18 protein-coding genes and 1 pseudogene are annotated in these 21,778 nt (G+C 36.1%); 8 read left to right on the top strand and 11 right to left on the bottom strand.

The window, feature by feature from the left end:
• The first annotated feature begins 35 nt into the window (after positions 1-35).
• The 4 genes and pseudogenes from EKM02_RS05225 to EKM02_RS05215 all read left to right on the top strand — a co-directional run.
• Positions 36-8,612: a LamG-like jellyroll fold domain-containing protein gene (locus EKM02_RS05225; protein ID WP_126452783.1), complete on the top strand. Its 8,577-nt coding sequence runs from the start codon at positions 36-38 to the stop codon at positions 8,610-8,612.
• A 61-nt stretch (positions 8,613-8,673) separates the two neighbouring features.
• Positions 8,674-9,591: a hypothetical protein gene (locus tag EKM02_RS05220; protein ID WP_126452781.1), complete on the top strand. Its 918-nt coding sequence runs from the start codon at positions 8,674-8,676 to the stop codon at positions 9,589-9,591.
• A 2-nt stretch (positions 9,592-9,593) separates the two neighbouring features.
• Positions 9,594-9,722, top strand: a complete 129-nt coding sequence (locus EKM02_RS15155; RefSeq protein WP_255416275.1) for a hypothetical protein — start codon at positions 9,594-9,596, stop codon at positions 9,720-9,722.
• Between the two features lie 248 nt (positions 9,723-9,970).
• Positions 9,971-10,336: pseudogene (locus EKM02_RS05215) on the top strand (ribulose-phosphate 3-epimerase); the annotation flags it as partial.
• A 243-nt stretch (positions 10,337-10,579) separates the two neighbouring features.
• Here EKM02_RS05215 and EKM02_RS05210 read toward each other — a convergent pair.
• The gene (locus EKM02_RS05210) at positions 10,580-11,083 is read right to left on the bottom strand and encodes a CvpA family protein (RefSeq protein ID WP_126452779.1); all 504 of its coding nucleotides are present in this window, start codon (positions 11,081-11,083) and stop codon (positions 10,580-10,582) included.
• A 146-nt stretch (positions 11,084-11,229) separates the two neighbouring features.
• Here EKM02_RS05210 and EKM02_RS05205 point away from each other — a divergent pair, with 146 nt between their 5' ends.
• From EKM02_RS05205 to EKM02_RS05195, 3 genes are all read left to right on the top strand, one after another.
• Entirely contained in the window at positions 11,230-11,586 is a 357-nt protein-coding gene (locus EKM02_RS05205) for a hypothetical protein (RefSeq protein ID WP_126452777.1), read from the top strand.
• 83 nt (positions 11,587-11,669) lie between these two features.
• Positions 11,670-12,689, top strand: a complete 1,020-nt coding sequence (gene pheS, locus EKM02_RS05200) for a phenylalanine--tRNA ligase subunit alpha (protein WP_126452775.1) — start codon at positions 11,670-11,672, stop codon at positions 12,687-12,689.
• A 78-nt stretch (positions 12,690-12,767) separates the two neighbouring features.
• Positions 12,768-13,175, top strand: coding sequence for a hypothetical protein (locus EKM02_RS05195; RefSeq protein WP_126452773.1), 408 nt, complete (start codon positions 12,768-12,770; stop codon positions 13,173-13,175).
• Between the two features lie 228 nt (positions 13,176-13,403).
• Here the strand turns inward: EKM02_RS05195 and EKM02_RS05190 are convergent, their stop codons facing one another.
• The 4 genes from EKM02_RS05190 to EKM02_RS05175 form a co-directional block, all read right to left on the bottom strand.
• The gene (locus EKM02_RS05190) at positions 13,404-13,619 is read right to left on the bottom strand and encodes a hypothetical protein (protein ID WP_126452771.1); all 216 of its coding nucleotides are present in this window, start codon (positions 13,617-13,619) and stop codon (positions 13,404-13,406) included.
• Between the two features lie 38 nt (positions 13,620-13,657).
• A complete protein-coding gene (locus EKM02_RS05185) occupies positions 13,658-14,653 on the bottom strand; it encodes an NAD(P)H-dependent glycerol-3-phosphate dehydrogenase (protein ID WP_126452769.1) in 996 nt (331 codons plus the stop codon).
• 308 nt (positions 14,654-14,961) lie between these two features.
• Positions 14,962-16,125, bottom strand: coding sequence for an iron-containing alcohol dehydrogenase (locus EKM02_RS05180; RefSeq protein ID WP_126452767.1), 1,164 nt, complete (start codon positions 16,123-16,125; stop codon positions 14,962-14,964).
• A gap of 4 nt (positions 16,126-16,129) precedes the next feature.
• Entirely contained in the window at positions 16,130-16,894 is a 765-nt protein-coding gene (locus tag EKM02_RS05175; protein ID WP_199878460.1) for a type 1 glutamine amidotransferase domain-containing protein, read from the bottom strand.
• Positions 16,895-16,980: 86 nt separating this feature from the next.
• Here EKM02_RS05175 and EKM02_RS05170 point away from each other — a divergent pair, with 86 nt between their 5' ends.
• Positions 16,981-17,877 carry a LysR family transcriptional regulator gene (locus tag EKM02_RS05170; RefSeq protein ID WP_126452765.1) on the top strand — a complete coding sequence of 299 codons (897 nt, stop codon included), beginning with the start codon at positions 16,981-16,983 and terminating at the stop codon, positions 17,875-17,877.
• Here EKM02_RS05170 and nadD read toward each other — a convergent pair whose 3' ends face one another.
• The 6 genes from nadD to EKM02_RS05140 all read right to left on the bottom strand — a co-directional run bounded on the left by nadD (position 17,878) and on the right by EKM02_RS05140 (position 21,731).
• Complete coding sequence (nadD, locus tag EKM02_RS05165; protein ID WP_126452763.1) at positions 17,878-18,489, bottom strand: nicotinate (nicotinamide) nucleotide adenylyltransferase; 612 nt, start codon at positions 18,487-18,489, stop codon at positions 17,878-17,880.
• Between the two features lie 67 nt (positions 18,490-18,556).
• A complete protein-coding gene (gene gmk / locus EKM02_RS05160; RefSeq protein WP_126452761.1) occupies positions 18,557-19,129 on the bottom strand; it encodes a guanylate kinase in 573 nt (190 codons plus the stop codon).
• A gap of 83 nt (positions 19,130-19,212) precedes the next feature.
• Entirely contained in the window at positions 19,213-19,419 is a 207-nt protein-coding gene (locus EKM02_RS05155; protein WP_126452759.1) for an Imm27 family immunity protein, read from the bottom strand.
• Between the two features lie 29 nt (positions 19,420-19,448).
• The gene (locus tag EKM02_RS05150) at positions 19,449-20,309 is read right to left on the bottom strand and encodes a YicC/YloC family endoribonuclease (protein WP_126452757.1); all 861 of its coding nucleotides are present in this window, start codon (positions 20,307-20,309) and stop codon (positions 19,449-19,451) included.
• A 184-nt stretch (positions 20,310-20,493) separates the two neighbouring features.
• Positions 20,494-21,381, bottom strand: a complete 888-nt coding sequence (locus EKM02_RS05145) for a DMT family transporter (protein ID WP_126452755.1) — start codon at positions 21,379-21,381, stop codon at positions 20,494-20,496.
• Positions 21,381-21,731: an arsenate reductase family protein gene (locus EKM02_RS05140; RefSeq protein ID WP_126452753.1), complete on the bottom strand. Its 351-nt coding sequence runs from the start codon at positions 21,729-21,731 to the stop codon at positions 21,381-21,383. The genes EKM02_RS05145 and EKM02_RS05140 overlap by 1 nt, the downstream gene beginning before the upstream one ends.
• Positions 21,732-21,778: the final 47 nt, after the last annotated feature.

Genomic DNA, 21,778 nt, shown 5'->3' with positions numbered 1-21,778 from the left:
CCTGTTCCTTATTCTCCTAACAAAATTTTACTACAATGAAATATATTCTTGTACTGTGTTTAGTGCTTTTTGGGTTTAGCAACTTAGTTGCTCAAGAAAAAAAGGGCGTAACTTCTGTAATTAGCGCTGCCGCTTCTCAAAAAGAGAATCTCAATCTCACATTAACCCAAAAGGTGAATGGCGTAAATAAAACATTTACCATACAAAAGGTAGGTCTGCAGGTTGGCTTGCCTTATATGGGGGTAACTGATAAACCATACACCAACAATCCTACACAATACTACAAACAAGATTTAGGTTTCCCCTGGGGCATTCGCTACCGTTATAGCACTTTTTCAGAAGATGCTTTCACGGTATCCAAAGGCTATTTCAGTGATCGTATTGAGATCAACTGGGATGTGAAAATGAACAGGGAGAAAATTGTGAGCATATCTGTGTATCGTACAGAAGATATTAATAGTGTGAATCCAGATTGGGGAAAATCACTAAAAACACTACCGGCAGATGCGGGAACTTTTGTAGATGCTAATACTGACGGCGGCAAATTATATCGCTATAAAATAGCGGCAAAAGGCGTAGAAATTGATGGTTTAGAAATTCTATATTCAACTTATATTACAGGCGTAGGTTACAGAAACCCCACAGGTGTAGTTACGGGTAATATTACTTTTACAGGCGGAAATCCGGTGAAAGATGTATTGGTAGTTGCTAATCCAACAGGTAATTCTTTAAAATTCGGTAGTTCTTTAAAAGTACTGGCTGGTGGTTATGTTTCGGTGCCAAGATTGCATAAAAATTTAAAAGATTCTATCACATTACAAGCATGGGCAAAACCAGTAAATGATTGGAAGTCGGTCTTGACGTTATACAATTTGGAAAGTGATGCTAACGAATCTTTGAATTTTAGAGCTTATTATGATGCTAGTAGAGGATATATTCAATTATTGATAGGGAATGAATATGTTGCAGTTTTTGGACATTACCCAAGTGGTGAGATCGATAATAGTGGTGATGATATTCTTTTGCCGATAAACACTATAACAAACTCTTTCACACATTTTAGTGCGGTCATTAGAGATAATAAAGCTGTTGATTTTTATATTAACGGACGCTTAATTAATGAGGCGTATAGGGCTAAAATGACTACTATTTTAGCAAAGACTGGATTACCGCCAGTTAGAATAGATATTACAAATTCACCTGTTAAATTAAACATCTCAACTAAAGGACAGCCACAAACCTGGACGCAATTTAAAATGGGAGGAGGAGAAACAGCTTATTTAGACGAATTTAGAGTATGGGAAACAGCATTGAGTCCTTCTCAAATCAGACGCGATTATCGCCGTTATTTGAAGGGGAATGAAGCTTTTTTAAACACCTATATTAGTGCCAATGAAAAAATTGGTGATTACGCTTATGATATTGCCCATACCGGTTTTAATTTCCATGGTAATAATGCAAAACTGAGTAATTCCCTATTAACCATTGCTCAAACACCAACATTTGATAATACAGGCACCAACATCCCAACAAATAGTCAGCTAGGTGTTTTAGGTGTAACAGACGAGTTTGGGAATTATGTGATATCAGCTATTCCCTACAGCGGAAATGGAGATTCTTTTACCATTATCCCTTCGTTTGGAAAACATGCATTTAATCCTAATCAACAGTTAGCCTTTTTAGGCGTAGGTTCTACAGTGGTTAATAAAATAGACTTTATTGATAAATCTTCGTTTGTATTTAAAGGAATTGCGGTTTATGATAGCAGAGGCGTTTTCCCTGCTACCTCAGATGCTCCAATTACAGGAGACATCAAAGAAAATGAATCCTACAATGCTTATATTAAAGGTGACCGTAAATATCAAAAAGGAGAATATTGGGCCGTGAAAATTGCCAATGGGGAAACACAATTGAATAGATATGCGCAAATTCCGGTTCCAGGGGCAAACGTATTTATTGATAATGTGCAAGCCATTGATGCCTTCAATATTCCTATCCAAACAGATATTAATGGTCGATTTACTATTGAAGTACCGATAGGTAAACATGCTATTAGTATAACTAAAAGTGGGCATACTTTTGCTTTACAGGGGCGTTACCCAGCAAAAGACAGTACTACTGTAAACGGAGTGACCACTTATGCCAATACTTACCAAGATTTTTATGAAGACCGTGACGAGCCTATTACCTTTATAGATAATACCAAAGTGTTTGTAGTAGGAAGAGTTGTAGGCGGAACTATACAAGCCGATAAAAAGATTGGTTTTGGATATGATGGAAAAAAAACCTACTCCTATAAAGACGCAGGCGGAATAGATAGAACGGTAATTTATACCTCTGAAAATAATATTGGAAGTGCAAAATTAACACTTGGTTACCTCCCATCTGGCGCAACCAGTATAACACCAGAGTATAAAACAAATTTTGTAACCAATAATAAAACAGGAGAATACCGTGTTTCTCTATTGCCTTTAAGTTACATGCTATCTAAAAATGATTTGATATTTACCAGTGGTAAAAATCCAGACAATACCCCCATTTTAGACGCGGATAAAACAATAAATTTTACGGGTATAAAAGGATTACAATATCCAACCTTTATTCAGGGAAAAGACACCATAACAGGAAAGCCCTATCAGGAAGTTCTGAAATTTACTCATGTTGCCAAGCCTGTGCACAAGGTATTAAGCCAAACTTCTGATGGAACTATAATTTCTGGTGGTACAACCTACACCGTTTCGCCAAATCAGACCCCAATTTACAGTCAATTTGGCGACTATACGATTGAGGTTCAAGGACAGGAATTGTATTATAACTATGACAAAAGTGCTACTACACCTGTTATCAGCACTGTTCCGGTAGAAGGAGGTACTTTAATTGCAACCAATAATTTAGCCTTGGAAAATAGTGAAAAATCTGTTATTTCTTCCAAGGATCCAAGCATATTGATATACACTTTTAAAGGAGGAACGCCTAACACAGATGCGGCTACCAACTTTAAAAGAACCATTGATTTAAAATTCAGATCAAATGATGGGGTTGATTATCCATTAACGGGTTATAAAACAGATGGTATTGTTTTGGGAGGCGTGGCTGATGGCACACAAACCTTTGTAACTGCGGGTCCGGAATTACCTGACTTTGTATTGCGGGATCCGCCGGGATCAAGCAGTTCGGCCACTATAGAAAAAGGAAGTTCTTTTAGTTTTTCAAAAGAAAATACTTTAAGTAAAAATGCAGGCAGCGAATCAAGCGCAACTATTTCTCTTGGATTCGAACTAAGCTTAGGGGGCGGAATGTTAGGGCCGGTAATAAAAACAGAAACCACTAACGATATTTCTACCGGGGTTACTATGGCGCAATCCTCAACAAACGGAAAAAGTGTAACCAATACCTATAGCTTTAATCAAACTATTTCTACGAGTGACGATCCAAGCTGGATTGGTAGCGATGCCGATTTGTATATTGGAACATCGGCCAACCAATTTTATGGAACCTATAATGAATTAGTTGCCTCAACTACAGTTAATTCAACACCAATTTCGGTTGCCTACACATCTGGAACTGCATCAAATACTACAAAATTGTACCCTAAGATTAATAAAGCAATGTATTTCAAAGAATCGCCGGAAAAAACATTGTTTGTTTATTCTCAACATAACATATTAAATGAAGTTATACCAAAGTATTTAGACATTATTAGTAAAATTGATTCTAAAGCTCTTGTTGAAAACACGAATGGTATTCTTACAAAAATCGCTTATAATTCCTCAATTAAGCTTTGGAGAAAAATAATTTTAAACAATGAATTGACAAAATATCAAGCGCTTACAGACAAGGATAAACTGAAAACATCCTTAAATTCGATCATAGAAAGCTTGAAAGACCCGGTAACTAAAACTTTATCGGCCTCAGATAAGCAGCTTAAGGATTTATTGAATACTACCTTTTATGAAAATATTTCTTTTGATGCCGGTATCGGTGAATTTACAAAAGGGTTTCAAATAGAACGTTTAACTTCTAATTCGCTCTCTTACGATTTACAAATTGATGCTTCAGTCGCTTTAGCTCTTGGGGCTACAGTCAACGAGGCTGGTTTTGGAATGGAAACAAGCACAAGCAGCGGATCCGGATCTGGAAGTTCCAGTGAGGACAGTAGCAATGAAACCACAAACATAAGCTATACGCTTAAAGATAATGATTCAGGCAATTCACTTAGTGTTGATGTAATTAACGCTTTTGATGGAAACGGCCCTATTTTTATTACCAAAGGGGGAGAAACCTCTTGTCCTTATGAGGGCGCAGAACTTTCTCATTTTTACAACCCAACTCATGCCAATGTAACAAACACCTCAGGGGCTATCGTTGATCTTGCCGAATCTGATCGTGTAGCGCTATCAATAGCAACCATCGCTTTAGAGAAACCTGAAATAACAGTAAAAGTAGCAGATGTAACAGGGGTATTTGATGGTCGGAATGCTGAGTTTGTTTTGCAACTACGCAATACGAGCACCATTAATAAAGACGCTTCTTTTAAACTTGTGGTAGACCAAACTACAAACCCAGGTAATGCGCTGATCAACATTGAGCCTAATGGAACAATTGTAAATGTTCCAGCAGGGAAAACGGTATTGTACACCATGACCCTTAAAAAAGTAAAACAAGATCAGTTTGATTATAAAAATATCAGCGTGTCTCTTGAATCTGCTTGCGACGGAAATGCTGTAGCTTCTGTGCTGGTATCGGCAACTTTTGTGCCTGCTTGTTCTCCGGTAACGATTATGGCGCCGTCAAACAACTGGCTGATGAACCTGAATACTGCCTATAATGGCATAGTAACTAAACCCATAAATATTAAATTAGGGGGTTACAATACCAGCTTTGCCAGTTTCCAAAAGATTAATTTAGAATATCGTCTAAAAGGTACACCCAATTGGATTGGATTAAGAACGTATTTTAAAACCCAGGAAGATTATAATAGTGCTAAAACTGGCGGAGACTCCAATATAGAACTTATAATAGGTACTGAGTTAAATTATGCCTGGGACATTGCCGCACTAGGTTTAGCCAATGGAAGCTATGAACTTCATGCCCGTACAAGTTGCAATAACCAAACTGCCTACGAATCGGAAATTATAGAAGGGAAAGTGGATCTCACGGCTCCTGTTCTCTTTGGCACACCTACACCAAAAAATGGTATATTAAATCTTGGTGATGATATTACCTTACGATTTAATGAGCCAATTAAAACCAATGGTACAGTAACTAAATTTGAATTTTTAGTTCAAAAAAACCAAAGCCCGGTAAAACATGAGGTGTCACTCGCTTTTAATGGTTCAAGCAATACGGCTACCATCAATAAACCTGCTATTACAACCGGAGATTTTAGCATCGAGTTTTGGCTGAAAAATTCAAGTCCGGCTGGAACTTCTACCCTATTAAGTCAAAATACCGGAATTAAAATAGAATTGACAAATAGTGATTTAAAATACACAATTGGTGGTCAAAGCATTAGTGCCACTATCACAAAAGACAATACATTTAATCACTATGCACTTTCTTATGATGCTGCTGCCAATAAATTGAGTATCATAGAAAATGACAAGGAAAAAAAGACAAGCACGCCCAGCACAAAGTTAAACTTCACCAATGAGAATCCTGTGGTATTAGGAGGGAACACCTTTAAAGGGAACCTACACGATCTACGATTCTGGAAGCGCAGTATAACAAAAGAAGCTGCTGTAGCTAATATGAACGTCGTATTGAATGGTAACGAGACAGACCTTTTAGGATACTGGCCAATAAATGAAGGAAATGGCATTATTGCCAATGATTTGGCCCGATTTAAACATCTTGTTATTGCCAATACCAATTGGGACATTACTCCTAAAGGATCGGCTTATGCTTTTAATGGTACAAATTATTTAAATTTTACAGAAGCTTCAAAAGTAATTATTTCTAAAGAAATTGATGCCACACTTTCTTTTTGGATGAAAACCAATCAAGCTGGCACAGCAACCCTATTATCTAATGGTAAAGGTGATGCTACGGATGCAATCGAAAGCAATGGATTTCGAAATAAATGGGCAATAAACCTGAATGCTGCCGGTAACATTGAACTGCAAGCGGAAGCAAAAACATTCCCTTTTGGCAGTATTAAATTAAACGACAACAGCTGGCATCATATTGCATTGAGTTTAACCAGAAATGGAACCATGCGAATGTATGTTGATGGTAATCAGCTAAGTTCTTATGCAAGTGCTGATTTAGGAGGATTTTCTGCCAGTAAGATTTTCGTTGGCGCCCGGGGTCAAATCGGCAGCCCACTCGATAGAATAGATAATAAGTATAATGGTTTAATGGACGAATTGTGCCTTTGGAATATGGCTCGTAGCGCCGAGCAAATAAAGGCGGATCAGTACCATGAGCTCGATTTTAAAAGTACCGGACTGCTATTATATTCTACATTCAATAAACCGGAAACAGCAAACGCGAATGGCCCCACATATTATTATCCGCAAAACGCTTTTGAAAAAGGAAGCAGTTACGCTTTATTAGACAGTAAACCACTTGCTTTTTCTGATGAAACCCCTGCTATTAAACCGATTCGTCCTACAGAATCAATTGTTGTAAACGCTGTAATAAATGGAGATGCAATAGTGTTGAACCCACAAATTACAGACTGGGCAAGCGTAGAAGGAAAAGTAGCTAACATTACGGTTTCTAATCTTAATGATATGGCGGATAACAGGCAACAATCACCAGTAACCTGGAGCGCCTTCATTAATCAAAACCCAGTAAAATGGTTTGTAGAAGGACACAATGACATTGTAAATTTAATGAAAAGAGCCAATGAAAATTTGACTTTTGACATTACCATAATTAACCGGGGAGGAATGTCACAACCTTACACTATTGACTTGCCTAATTGGTTAACGCTATCAGCAAAATCTGGAACTATTGCGTCAAACACAACGGTTACGCTGAAAGCAACAGTTGATAATAATCTGGCAATTGGAAATTACAATACTGTTTTATCCCTATCTACAGATTATGGTTACAACGAAAAAATACAGTTAGACTTAAGGGTATTGGAAAAAGAACCTATATTAGAACTTGATCCCAGCAAGTTTAGCCAATCAATGAGCATCATAGGAAAAGTAAAATTAGATGCTTTTTTTTCGGATGACCTTTATGATAAGGTGGTTGCGGCAGTTAACGGTGAAGTTCGCGGAAAAGCAAGTGTTATCTATGACCCAAGTCTTAAGGAATATTTAGTATATCTAACGGTGTATAGTAACGAAGTTAGCGGAGAAAATATTTCATTTTATATTTGGGATGCTTCCGATGGAAAATTAAAAGAAGCCACTTTAAACAACGTATTCACTATCCCATATATGGCAGATGAAGTTATTGGAACATATACCAGCCCCGCTATCTTTAATAATACAAACGTAACTGGTCAGCAAATCTCTTTTAACCAAGGCTGGACATGGACCTCTTTTAACGTAACTGATGCTCGATTCGGAAATTTAAATGCCCTTACAAAAACTCTCGTTCTCAACACTTCGGATTTGATAAAATCAAATGCTCCGGCACTATTTGATGCTTATCAGGTTAATGCAGTTAATCCAACTGAAAGTGGCTGGTCGGGGACTGTATCAAGTAATGGTGGTATTTCAACAAACAAAATGTATAAAATTAAACTGACAACGGCGCAAAAATTAAACATCAAAGGTGTTCCTGTAGATTTAAATACTTGGTTTTTTGATTTGAAACAAAATTGGAATTGGCTTCCCTTTGTAGTTTCAAAAAATGTACCCGTTTCGGATGCTTTAGCTAATCTTGATGCTAGTGATGGTGATTTCATAAAGTCCCAATCCTCATTTGCTATATACAGTCCCAATATTGGATGGAAAGGATCTCTGTCATATTTAAAAGCGGGTGAAGGGTATATGCTAAAAACAAGTAAAGCACAAAAGTTTACGTATCCCGAATATTTAAACCGAACAAGTGCCAAAATGATTTCTAAAAATAAAGGACTTGAAAGCGGCAAAGAATCTGAGGTATTGTCAAATCAATATGCTCAATTCCTTAATACGATGAGTGCAGTAGTAAAATTACCCTCTGGTTTTGAAAAACTTACCTTTTACAATGAAACCGGACAATTAAGAGGAAACACTACGACTCAAAATATTGAAGGTACAAATCTGGCTTTTATAACTATTTATGGCAATCAACCAGAAACACTTACAGCCTATATTGGTAAAGGGAATAGCGCCCAAGCGACGACCAAATCGATTCGTTTTTCTACAGATGCTATCTTGGGTAGTATTGCTGATCCAATTCTAATTGATTTATCGGAAGAAAAAATAAGTATCTTCCCAAATCCATTTTATCATGACCTAGAGATAGCAGTTGAAACCAAAGAAAGAGGTGAAGCTACAATTTTGATTTATAACATACTCGGTCAAATCGTATTTGAAGACGCTTTTAAAATCAATTCGGATGCTGCAGTATTGAAAATCAGTCCTGCGGTGCCTAGTGGTGTTTATCTCCTTCAAGTACAAATTAAGGGTAAAGTAATAACAGAAAAAATAATAAAAAACTAAAATAATAATTCCGGAAAAGCTCTATTTTAAGAAATTCTTTTCCGGAATAAATATCTTTTTCATGAAAAAAACAACATTTTTATTTATACTATTTTTCCTTTCTGTCCAAGCATTATTCGCGCAGGTTCCCACTTGGTCAGTGAATGAGAGTGGCTATCAATACACCATGACTTTTATGGCAAAACTTAATGTGGATGGGAAGCAGTTAATTGGCAAAAATGACAAAGTTGCCGCATTTGTCGGCAGTAGTTGCAGAGGAATCAGTAGTTTAACCTATGTTGCTAGTGAAGCCAATTATTATGCTTACCTCACCGTGTTTTCAAATACACAAGATGAAGCTGTATCCTTCCAGTTATACGACAGTACCACTAATAAAATAACGGCTGTAAGCAAGCAAGTAAAATTTGGAGTAAATGAGCACAAAGGGAATTTATTTCAATCCTATAGCATTGCCGAACCTGCTTTAAACGACAAGTCTGAAATTCTGTCTTTCAATTTTATGGACATAAAAAGTTTGTCATCGGTAATTAATGGTGGGAAGGTAATCATTAGCCTGTATGACAGTTCCAATATAGCTACCCTAAAGCCTGTATTTACTTTGAGTAAAGGGGGAAAGCTGTTAAAAAACAGAATTGTACAAAAATCGCAGGAAATTATGGATAATTTTTCTTCTGCAATAACATACGAAGTCCTTTCTGAAGATGAATCAAGTCTTAGCAGTTATACAGTTAATGTAAATCAAATAAGCACTCCTACTTTGTTCTATAAAAAAGATGCTGTTTGCAATGTAAATGGTGTAATAAAAGTTGTCTCTAAACAAGAAGGAGCCCCGGTAGTAATGACAAGTAATGGCAAGACCGTTTCAACCAAACAAATTACAAATGGTGAGGTAGTATTCAATAATCTCAATCCAAACTCTTATGTTATTACGCTAGGAAATGAATGGAAACTTATTAATATAATATTAAAAGAAAAATGATTATGAAAAGAATACACAAAAGTTTAAAAATTATTGGAATTCTAATGGCAATATCTCTATTCCTGGGATGCAAAGCAGATGAATTACCTTGTAAAAGTGTTGCTCAAGGAGAATTTATAGTAGTGGAGTAATTTTTTTCTACTAAAAATGGTTCTTAAAGACATCGTCCTGTTGAAACTTTCCAAAATAAGAAAACTGGATCTGTAAGTGATCGCCTTTTACTGCCAATGAAACTGTAAAAGAAGTGTTCCTGACACGGCTGTAAGGTTACGTTAAGTCCTGATGGTTTGTTCTAGAGATCATAAAAACTATTCCTATGGTATGGATATCCAAAAGAAAAAGGAGTTCGATATTGGCCGTGCTGTCTGTCCAATAAACCAAAATACTGCAAGCCATCAAAGCCGAAGGAATGAAAGCTGGAGTCGCCATTAATCCACACACAAATATTGACTTGCTAGAAGATGTAATCAACGACATTGATTTGGTTTGCATCATGAGTGTAAATCCAGGTTTTGGCCGACAATCATTTATCGAAAATACGTACGTAAAAGTTAAAAAATTAAAAGATTTAATCCATAAAAAAGGGGCGACTACACTTATAGAAGTTGATGGTGGTGTTACCAACAAAAACGCAAAACAACTTGTAGAAGCCGGAGCTGATGTTCTGGTAGCTGGAAGTTATGTTTTTAAAGCAGAAAACCCAACAGCTACAATTGCTGATTTAAAGAAATTGACAAGCCTATAATACTAAAAGTCCCGATCCAATTATTATTAGATCGGGACTAGTTGAAAATAAAATAGCAGTTACAAAAACCAACATGCAGCTGTCACGGTCAATGCAACTTTTATAAAGGAACGCTCTGAAAAACTCATTGAGCGCTTTAAAGACAAAATCGAAAAGCTTAAACAAAAAATTACAGATTTAAAAGGCAACTGATCCAGATTTCACCCCTGTTTTTTGAGGCTGCGACTAAAAACGCATTACTACTTACTTTTTTTTCAAACTACCATACCATTCCTGTAGTGAAGGATACATGAATCGCGCTGCTTTTTGGATTGGATTATAAAAAAGAGAATTATCCAGTGTCTCTTTTTTGGCCAACAGATGGTTGTAGTTAATCTTCTCGAAAACCGCGAAAACAATACCCAGAATCAAAACAGTTTTCAGCACCCTGAAAAAACCACCTCCCAAAGCATTCAACCAGCCCAAAAAAGCAAAATCAGCTACTCCTGTCAGTAATTTACCTAAACCTGAAACCACAACAACTACAATAATGAACGTAAGAACAAAAGCTACTACTTGAATGGTATTAGGATTCCATTTGACAAATCCCACTAATATGTCCCGCATATAGGAAGAAAATTGTACTGCAATATAAATACCGGCCAGTAGTGAAATTAGTGATGCTAACTCCATAAAAAGACCGTTTTGAAGGCCTTTGTAAAAAGCAAAAGCAAGCAATACACCCAAAATGATATCAAAAAATCCCATACTTAATTAATTTGCAACGATCAAACAGCAAATATAAAAGAATTATTCTTTACCATAGTCAATTTTCAAGTTCTTATCTTTGCGCGAAATAATTTTATGATAAATGAATTAATAACTCATGACACATAATTCATAATTAAACAAAAATGTCAAGAGACACACAACTTAAAGAACGCTGGGAACAGCTCGTAAATATACTTTCCAATCAATTTTCTCAAGGAGAAGATTTAGATTTAGACGCTATTATTTATCTAATTGGCGTACAAGAACTCGGGAAAGTACACAACGAATACAAGAAAGACGAAAAACTAAACCTAATGCATATCGCGATTTGCAGGTTATTAGAGCCTTATGGATTCTATGAATTTGAATTTTTTGACGAGGAAGGTTGGCCACATTACAAAGTAAAAGAGGAATTACCACCGCTAAAAGCTGGAGAACAATCCGTTTTAATGAAAGAAGCCATTGTGAATTATTTCCTGGAGAAGAAACTTATTGATTGATATTATTTATTGTACGGACCAGTCGTGACTTGTCCCTATCAACAAAAATCACTAAATTTGCATAATTAATTATTGGAATGAAAATGATAGATAAGATAAAAGAATATATTGGCGAAGCAAATGCTTTTTCAACGCAAAACCCAGCAGAACTAGAAACGTTCCGAATTAAATTCTTAGGAAGCAAAGGGCTTTTAAAAGACCTTTTTGCGGAATTCAAAAATGTGCCTAACGATCAAAAAAAGGAATTCGGACAAGTAATCAACCTGCTCAAAACATCTGCCGAAGACAAAGTAAAAACCCTTCAGGAAGCTTTAGAAAACAAAGAAGAAACGAACGGCTTTTACGGGGATCTCACGCGTTCGGCTGAACCAATAACTATTGGTTCCCGCCATCCTATTTCATTGGTGAAGAACCAAATTATTGATATCTTTTCAAATATTGGTTTCAATGTTTCCGAAGGTCCTGAAATCGAAGACGACTGGCATAATTTTACCGCATTGAACCTCCCGGAATACCATCCGGCACGCGACATGCAAGATACATTTTTTATACAAACCAACCCTGATATTTTGTTGCGCACACACACGTCTTCCGTACAGGTACGTTACATGGAAGAAAATAAACCGCCAATTCGGACCATTTCTCCGGGAAGAGTTTTTCGTAATGAAGCCGTGTCCTCTCGTTCTCACTGCATTTTTCACCAAGTGGAAGGGCTTTATATAGACAAAGATGTTTCTTTTGCCGACTTAAAACAAACCCTTTTGTATTTTACCAAAGAGATGTTCGGAAAATCAAAAATCCGTCTGCGTCCCTCCTACTTTCCTTTTACGGAGCCAAGCGCTGAAGTTGATATTTATTGGGGACTTAAAACAGAAACTGATTATAGAATAACCAAAGGAACCGGATGGTTAGAGATCATGGGCTGTGGAATGGTGGATCCAAACGTTTTAAAAAATTGCGGCATCAATCCTGAGGAATACAACGGCTTTGCCTTTGGAATGGGAATCGAAAGAATTGCCATGTTGTTGTATCAAATAGGCGATATCCGTATGTTCTACGAAAATGACGTGCGTTTCTTAGAACAATTCAAATCAAGTATATAAAAATTTAAGAGCACTGATTTTTGATTTTAGAAGTTTAAATCTGAAATCAAAAATCGGTAATCATCACTCAACAATCAAATGAAATCCGACATCATCACCCCCGAAGTAGAAAACGTATTCCTAGCTGCAGTCCAAGAATGGAGCGACGATTTCATGGAAAAAGTATGGTACGCCTATTTAATAAATGACAGTGACTTTTTAATCGAAAGCGTCATGGTTGTTTCTAAGGCATTTGGAACCATCAACGGTGAAATGAAAAAAACATCCCTCTTGCGCCACGCTTTTGTAGCAGTTCCGCCAGTTTCAGTAATGAAAATCGAAATGATTGAAAAAAGCGTTTTAGCACTCAACAATGAATTCATGCTGACTTTCTTTATCGGAGACAAACTATACGATAAAAAATACATTTTCAAAGCACAATCCATCTGCGAATCAGCAGTCGAAGAAGTGCCTATTTTATTTATTGATGGTGTTATCGTGAGATAAATCAGCACTATTGTCGCGTTTATTTTTTTTCTTCCAATTTAAATATCCTATTACAAATATTCCGAATAAGATGAAATAAAGCGTTCGGAACAGGTTTCTTTTGGAGAAAAAAGCATCCTCAAAAGAGCGTTCGAATAAGTCAAAAACGAGCAAGCTTAAAGAAAGAATAACTCCCCAAACCATCCCGTTTTTAATCTGAAATCGCCACCTTTTACCCATAAAAATGATTTAGCGATTTTGTTGTTTAACTTTGGACTTCCATGTAAAATAACCTAGAACAAAAATTCCTACACCAACATAAGCAGCTGCTCGAATATAAAAATTAGGGGTAGCAACCTGCACTGAAAAAGGGATTTCTTTAATGTCGAATAACACATTGAAAACTGTCATAAATACACCCCAAATTCCGCCAGTTTTAATTTGATATTTCCATCTTTCGCTCATGAAGTGATTGTGTTTTGATTATTAAATATATAGCAGAATTAATCCAGTTTGTCTGTCAGTTTCTTAAATATGGTTTTCGCATCTTTTCCTTCGTATAAAACCTCATAAACGGCATCAATAATAGGTGTTTTGGCACCATAAGCCTGATTTAGCTTATAAGCACTTTTAGTAGCGTAATATCCTTCAGCAACCATGCTCATTTCCATCATTGCTGATTTCACCGTGTAGCCTTTACCTATCATATTACCAAACATTCTGTTTCTCGAAAAAACGGAATAGCCTGTAACCAGTAAATCGCCTAAATAAGCAGAATCATTGATGTTGCGCTTCATTTTATGGACTTTCTTGATGAATTTTTTCATTTCCCTAATCCCATTACTCATCAATACGGATTGGAAATTATCTCCATAACCCAGTCCATGGGCCATTCCTGCGGCAATGGCATAAATGTTCTTTAACATCGCAGCATATTCAGTTCCTATAATATCATCCGTAATTTTAGTCTTAATATAATTTCCAGCGAGAGTATCGGCAATAATTTTTGCCTTATCAGAGTCGCCACAAGCAATTGTCAGATATGATAACCGTTCCATAGCCACTTCTTCTGCGTGACAAGGACCAGAGATTACACCAATATTATAATAAGGAATATCATATTTCACATGAAAATGTTCCCCTACAATCAAACTGGTCTCAGGAACAATCCCTTTTATAGCCGAAAAAATAATTTTATCTTTCAACGAAACAGTCAATTTTTCTAATTCACCCTCTAAAAAAGCGGAAGGAATAGCAAAGATAATGTAGTCCGCATAGGCTACTGCTTCATTAATATCATTGGTTAGCTTCAATTTTTGGGTATCAAATTCAACAGAGCTTAGGTAATTTGGATTGTGTTTGTAGGTCTTGATGTGTTCTATAGCAGCATCGTTGCGCATGTACCATGAAATTTCGGTAAGATTTACGCATAACATTTTAGCTATGGCTGTTGCCCAACTACCGCCACCAATTACTGCAAATTTTATGTTTTCAGTCATTTTTTATTGAATTTACTCAAAAGTACTTAAAAACTATGAATCAAGCCACAAAAGCATCGCCTTAAATCTCGGGTTTACTAGGGTTTTCAACAGCAATGTCACAATATATTAAATTAAATTTAAAACATTTAATCTTTAAACACAATATAAATACATTAATCCCGTTAGTGCTTTATTATAGTTACTATTTTAACAAAAAAAATAGAATTGAATTAGTTAGTTATATATTTGAATTTTAAAAGGCGTTCCCATACAAAATGAGAACGCCTTTTTATTTAAACTGCCTTAAGTAGGAATAAGTTGTTGCACTAATAACTCATTTCAACAATTGACTTTACTTTTTCTAAAGTAATATTTTCTTTTTCGCCCAATCCTAACCAGCCTCTTTCTTTGAAACGTTCTACTATAAAATCAGCCGTTTTATCAAAATCTTTGGTGTAATCCGATAATTTAGTCTCCATTCCCATTGTATGGAAAAACTCAACTGTTTTATTGATCGCTTCGTTTGCTATTTCATCTTCGGTTCCCGTCAAATTGAAAATACGCTTTCCGTATTGTGCCAATTTTCCTTTTTTGGTTTCAAACATTACGCGGTATAAATTTGGACCTACAACCGCCAATGTTCTGGCATGATCAATTCCGTACAAAGCGGTTAATTCATGACCAATCATGTGCGTAGCCCAATCTGAAGGGACACCTTTTTGGATTAATCCATTTAGAGCCATCGTACAACTCCACATAAAGTTAGAAGCCAAAGCATAATCTTTAGGATTCTCAACAACATCAGGACCAACTTGAATCAAGGTTTGCAAAATACTTTCAGCAATTCTATCTTGAAGATATCCTTCATGTGGATAAGTTAAATATTGCTCCAAAACATGGGTATAGGCATCAACAACTCCGTTTTGCAATTGTCTTTTAGGTAAAGATTCAATGACGGTTGGATCGCAAATAGAAAATTTTGGAAACAAGGCGCTACCTCCAAATGATAATTTTTCTTGTGTAGATTCAATGGTAATTACACCGCCAGAATTCATTTCACTTCCTGTTGCTGGTAACGTTAAAACTGTTCCAAAAGCAATTGTTTTAGATACATCTTTAGTTAATACTTGTTTTTGAAGAATATCAATAGGGTTTCCTTCAAAGTTCACGGCAGCCGAAATGAATTTTACCCCGTCAATTACAGATCCCCCACCTACGGCAAGGATAAAATCGATGTTTTGTTCCTTAATAATGGTTACGGCTTTCATCAATGTTTCAAAATGTGGATTTGGCTCGATTCCAGAAAATTCTACGATTTCAAAATCTTTTAAAGCATTAACTACCTGTTCATGGATTCCATTTTTAAAAATACTTCCGCCTCCATAAGCCAAAAGAATTTTTGCGCCCTGTGGCACTAAAGTCGAAAGTTTTTCAATTTGTCCTTTTCCAAAAATTAAATTAGTAGGATTGTATAATTCGAAGTTTAACATGTTTTTATTTTTTTAAATTCAATTGATTTAATAATTTTTCTGCAACCATTTTAGACGAAGCTGGGTTTTGTCCTGTAATCAGTAATCCATCTTCTACTGCATACGGTTGCCAATCCCCTACTTTTGAATACTTGGCACCGTTAGCTTGCAACGCATCTTCTAGTAAAAATGGAACAACATTGGTTAATCCCACCGCTTCTTCTTCGGTATTTGAAAATCCGGTTACTTTTTTGCCTTTTACAAGAAACTCTCCATTTACTTTTACATTTTTCAAGACTGCTGGTGAATGACATACAAAAGCGACAGGTTTATTATTCGTGTAAAAAGCTTCAATCAAAGCGCTTGAGTTTTCATCCGTAGCCAGATCCCATAACGGTCCGTGACCTCCTGGATAAAAAACGGCATCATAATCCGACTCTTTTACATCGGCTAATTTATGTGTGTTTTTTAGTTTTGCCAATAACTCGGTATCAGCATCAAATCGTTTAGTATCTTCAGTTGCTGCAGATGGATCTTCACTTTTTGGATCTATAGGTGGTTGTCCTCCTAACGGGGTAGCAATATCAATAACAACTCCTTTATCTGCTAATTCATAATATGGTGCAGCAAGCTCTTCCGTCCAAAATCCTGTTTTTTCTCCCGTGTTACCCAGTTTATCGTGACTCGTAACAACAAATAATACTTTTTTCATACTTTTTTTATTTTGTGCAGTTGCTGTAATGCAACTTACTGTTAATGCTATAACGGCAAAAAATGCAACTTTCTTCATTTCTTATTTTGTTTTTACAAATTTAGGGCGAATATGTTATTTGTAAAAATAATTTAAATTATGTTTGTGATAAATATATTTATATCATGGTTAATCTCGAATGGTACCGAACGTTTAAATCGGTTTATAAAAACGGTAATTTTTCGTTGGCGGCCAAGGAATTATTTATCAGTCAACCTGCCGTAAGTCAACAAATATCAATGTTGGAAGCGCATGTAGGATACAAACTTTTCAATCGAAAGTCAAAAGGTGTGGAACCAACGGAATATGCTAAGTTACTCAATAATTTAATTATCGAAGCATTAGACCGACTGGAAAATGTGGAGAATGGTTTTCGCGCCAAAGCATTCAATGCCAACAGATTAATTTCAATTGGTATTTCGAAACACTTGATGCGCAGCGTGGGAAGTTGTTTGATAGCGAAATTTGAATATATCGATTTCAGCTTTCATGAAAACGACACGCTTTTTGAATTGGTGGATTCTAAAAAACTGGATTTTGCAATTGTGACCAAACAATATGACACGTTTGATACGATTCAGAAAAAAGTTGGAAAAATTAAACAAATCCTTATTGGGTCTAATACGATCGATGCTTCCAAATTAAAGTCCAATATCAAAATAAAAGATTTCACGGCAACCGAATTTTGGCTGAATGACCAAAAGTGGTTCAGCCACAATGCACAGATTCCGCATATAAAGTTGTTTTGGCTATATGTTTTTAATAAAAAAAGGCCCTCAATGATTCCCAATTATATCATTCCCTCGGAGTATGAAATGCTGGAAATAATTTCGAAAAATACCGGAATAGCAGTTGTTTGGGATATAAACGCAAAAAATTTAATTGCAGAGAAGAAAATCCAATTGTTGTGGAACAGCAAGCAAATGCCAAGTACGGATGTGTTTGTATTATCCGGTAAAAACGATAATTTGAGTCCTGTTTTTGAGAATATTCAATTGGAATTAAAAATAATTCTGGCGTAATTACTTCTTATAAAAGTTATTATGATCAATACATTCCCAAACTTTTGCAGGCAATAAAGGTTGCACATTTTTCCCTTTTTTGATATTATCCCGAATAAATGATGACGATATTTCGACCACCGGAGCATCAATCAGGTGGGTTTTTGGGTGATTATTGAAAGTTGTATTTTCTGCTTCCGAAGAAATGGCTTCGCCTGTTTGGTCTTTGTTTTCGAGTCTAGGATACACATAAATCTCGTGATGCGCCAGAATAGCTTCGTAGTTTTTCCATTTGTACAACGACCTTAAATTGTCTTCGCCCATGATTAACGAAAACTCGTAATTGGGATATTTTTCCTGCAAGTGAACTAAGGTATTTATTGTATAATTGGGCTGTGACAATTTAAACTCAATATCAGAAGGTTTGATTTTTTGATAATCCTCGGTGGCAAGATGCACCATTTGCAACCGATGATAATCTTCGAGCAAAGTATTTTTTTTCTTCAAAGGATTGTGTGGCGTAACCACCATCCATACTTGGTCTATATCTGCGTGCTCGGCCATGTGATTGGCAATGATAAGATGTCCAATATGAATGGGATTAAACGTTCCGAAATAAAGTCCTATTTTCATTTTATTTTAGTGAGTCGTGAATAATGAATTGTGAGAAGAAGCCTTTCACTTCTCACTATTCACTATTTCAATTGTTTACATAATTCTTTACCAATTGATATGCTTCTTCCAAAGCAATATTTAAATCGTAGTTTTTTATAATCACATCAAATTGTGGCGCTGTAGCCAATTCAACAGAAGCTTTAGCGATGCGCATATTGATTTTGTCATCACTTTCGGTAGAACGTTCCTTTAATCTTCTTTTTAGTTCATCTACGCTTGGTGGTTTCACGAAAACGGCTAACGTTTCTTCCGGGAATTTATGCTTGATGCGCAATCCACCAGAGACATCAATATCAAAAATTACATTTTTTCCTTTTGCCCAGATGCGCTCCACTTCACTTTTTAAAGTTCCGTAGAAATTATCACGATACACTTCTTCCCATTCCAAAAAATCTTCGTTCTTGATGTGTTTTTTAAAGTCTTCGGTAGACATGAAATAATAATCTTTTCCATTTACCTCTTCGCCTCTTGGCTCGCGGGAGGCTGCCGAAATAGAAAACTCCAGATTCAAATCTTCTTTGCTTAATAAATGCCTAACTATGGTGGTTTTCCCTGATCCTGACGGTGCTGAGAATACGATTAATTTTCCTTTTTTCATTTTAAAGTCATTGCGAGGAACGAAGCAATTTCACCCTCTTTTTATTTTCCCTCAGTGTGTGTTTATCTAAATATAATTAGATATTATTTATCCCAAGAGAATTTGTCAATTAATCTTAATTGAGGTATTCCCCCTCCGTGATATTCTGAATTTGGATATTCCTCAATCCATTTTTCTAAATTTTCATCTAAATAATATACTAACCAACCAGAACTATCTGTTTTAATTTTTGTTAGTCCCTTCTTTTTCTCAAAAAACTTGTCGTCAGTTAGAATTATATTTTTTAGCATTAAATCTAAATTTGTTAATCAACTCTTTTCTACAATACGTTCAATACCTGCTCCTTTATTTTTTCTAATTCGTCTTTCATCTGAACGACTAATTTCTGCATTTGTGCGTGATTGGATTTAGAACCCATCGTGTTGATTTCACGTCCCATTTCCTGGGTAATGAAACCTAATTTCCGACCATTGGCCTCCGTTCCGTTGATGGTTTCCAAGAAATAATCCAGGTGATTCGTCAAACGTACTTTTTCTTCCGTGATGTCTAATTTCTCCAAATAATAAATCAATTCCTGCTCAAAACGGTTTTCGTCTACATTCACTTTAAGTTCAGCAATTGCAGTTTGCAAACGGTCTTTTATTGCCTGAACACGTTCTGGATCAAGTGCCAAAGCTTCCGTCATATACTGCCTAATGTTGCCAATGCGCAATTGAAATTCTTTTTCAAGAGACATTCCTTCATCTCTTCTAAAGGTCAAGATGTTTTGCAAGGCTTCTTCGATAACGGTTTGGATTTGTACCCAATCGTTTTCATCGATTTCATCGCGTTCTATTTTCATGGTGTCCGGCATACGGATCGCCATTTTCATCAGTTCCGTTTCATCTGCGTCAGCATACACTTCTCTTAACTGATTGATGTACCCTTTTACAATGGGCACATTTACTTTCGTAGAAGTTTGTTCGGCGGTAGTTTCGATAAAAACAGAAAAATCTACTTTGCCTCTTTCCAGCTTCAGTGCGATTTGGTTGCGTAAACCCAATTCCATTTCGCGATACAGCGAAGGCATTCTCACATTCAAATCCAAACCTTTACTGTTTAAAGATTTTACTTCTACTGTGATTTTTTTGGTTGGTAATTGCAAAGTAGCTTTGCCAAAACCCGTCATTGATTGTATCATATAATTTTCTAAAAGAGGTCAAAGATACTAAAAAAGTGGTCAGTGGTCCGTTTTTAGTAAACAGTGACTCGGCATAAGTACATATTTAGTAATCAAATTTTAATTTTTGAGTTGATATAAATAGCCCAACGAACGTTATAAAAGACAATAACCTGCAATTTAGGCGCTGAACACTAACAGCTGATTACTGCACACTCTTTTTCTGTGTCACTAAATAAACGCCGATAAATATCAAAACTGCCGAACCAATTTTTACCAAACTCAATTCGTCTTTGCCCAAGCTTATCGCAAAAATAGTGGCAAATAGCGGTTGCAAATAAATAAAAACGGCAACCGTCGTTGGTTTTAATTCTTTCATCGAAAGCAAATTAAGCAAATAGGTCAGAAATGTAGAAATGACGACAACAAATCCAATTTTCCAGCAAATATCCATGGGAACCAAAGCCCAGCCCACCGTTTGAAATTGGCTCCAGCCAAAAGGCAAAACCATAATAAATCCAAATAAATAAATCCATTTTACAAACGTAAACGCATTGTATTTATCCATTAATTTCTTGACGATAATCAGGTAAAATCCATAGGAAATAGCATTGACCAATACCAGAAAATTCCCCAATCCAGCGTTTGTGGCGCTGCCAATGGATTTTCCGTACAGAATAAGAAAAGCAGTCCCTATCAGACCAAGTATAATTCCAAAAACCATTCGTTTTCGCATGCGTTCCTTCATGATAATAGCCGAAAGCGTCAACACAATCATTGGTGTCGAAACCATGATAACTGCAGCACTAATAGGCGAAGTAAGGCTTAATCCTTTGAAAAATGTAAGCATATTAAATGCTACGCCAAAGAAAGCTGCGGCAATAATTCGGGGAAAGTCATTGAAGGCAATTTTCTCCTTCGGCATAAAAAGCCAAATGATCCAAAACAAAATCATTGAACCACCTACGCGCAACAGTATAAAACCATAGGCATCAATATACAACGGCATGACATCTTTGGCAATAGTAAACGTGACTCCGTAAATAATAGAGACAAAAGTGGCACCAATTAGTGCAAGATTTCTTTTGGACATTATGCCAAGGCTTTCATTACCTGCAACATATTTTGTTGGGTATTCCCGATATAAATCTTGTCTTTGATGATAAATACAGGGCGACTCAAAAACGTGTAATGTTCCAGAATGTATTTTTTATAATCGTCTTCGGTCAAGGATTTATTTTTTAAATCCATCGATTTGTACAGTTGTGCTTTTTTGCTAAAAAGCGCTTCATAACTTCCGGAAAGTTCGCGCATTCGTTCTAATTCGGCAACAGTAATTGGATCTTGTTTGATGTCGTGAAACTTAAAATCATGCTCTTTAGGAAGTGATTTTATGATTTTTCTGCAGGTGTCGCAAGAAGCGAGATAATATATTATGTCCATATAAATAGCAATTTCTTTGTGCAAAGAAAATTCATTTGACACGGAAA

The sequence above is a fragment of the Flavobacterium sp. RSP49 genome (assembly GCF_003968735.1).
Classification (GTDB): domain Bacteria; phylum Bacteroidota; class Bacteroidia; order Flavobacteriales; family Flavobacteriaceae; genus Flavobacterium.
This window is presented reverse-complemented; position numbering and strand designations above follow the sequence as displayed.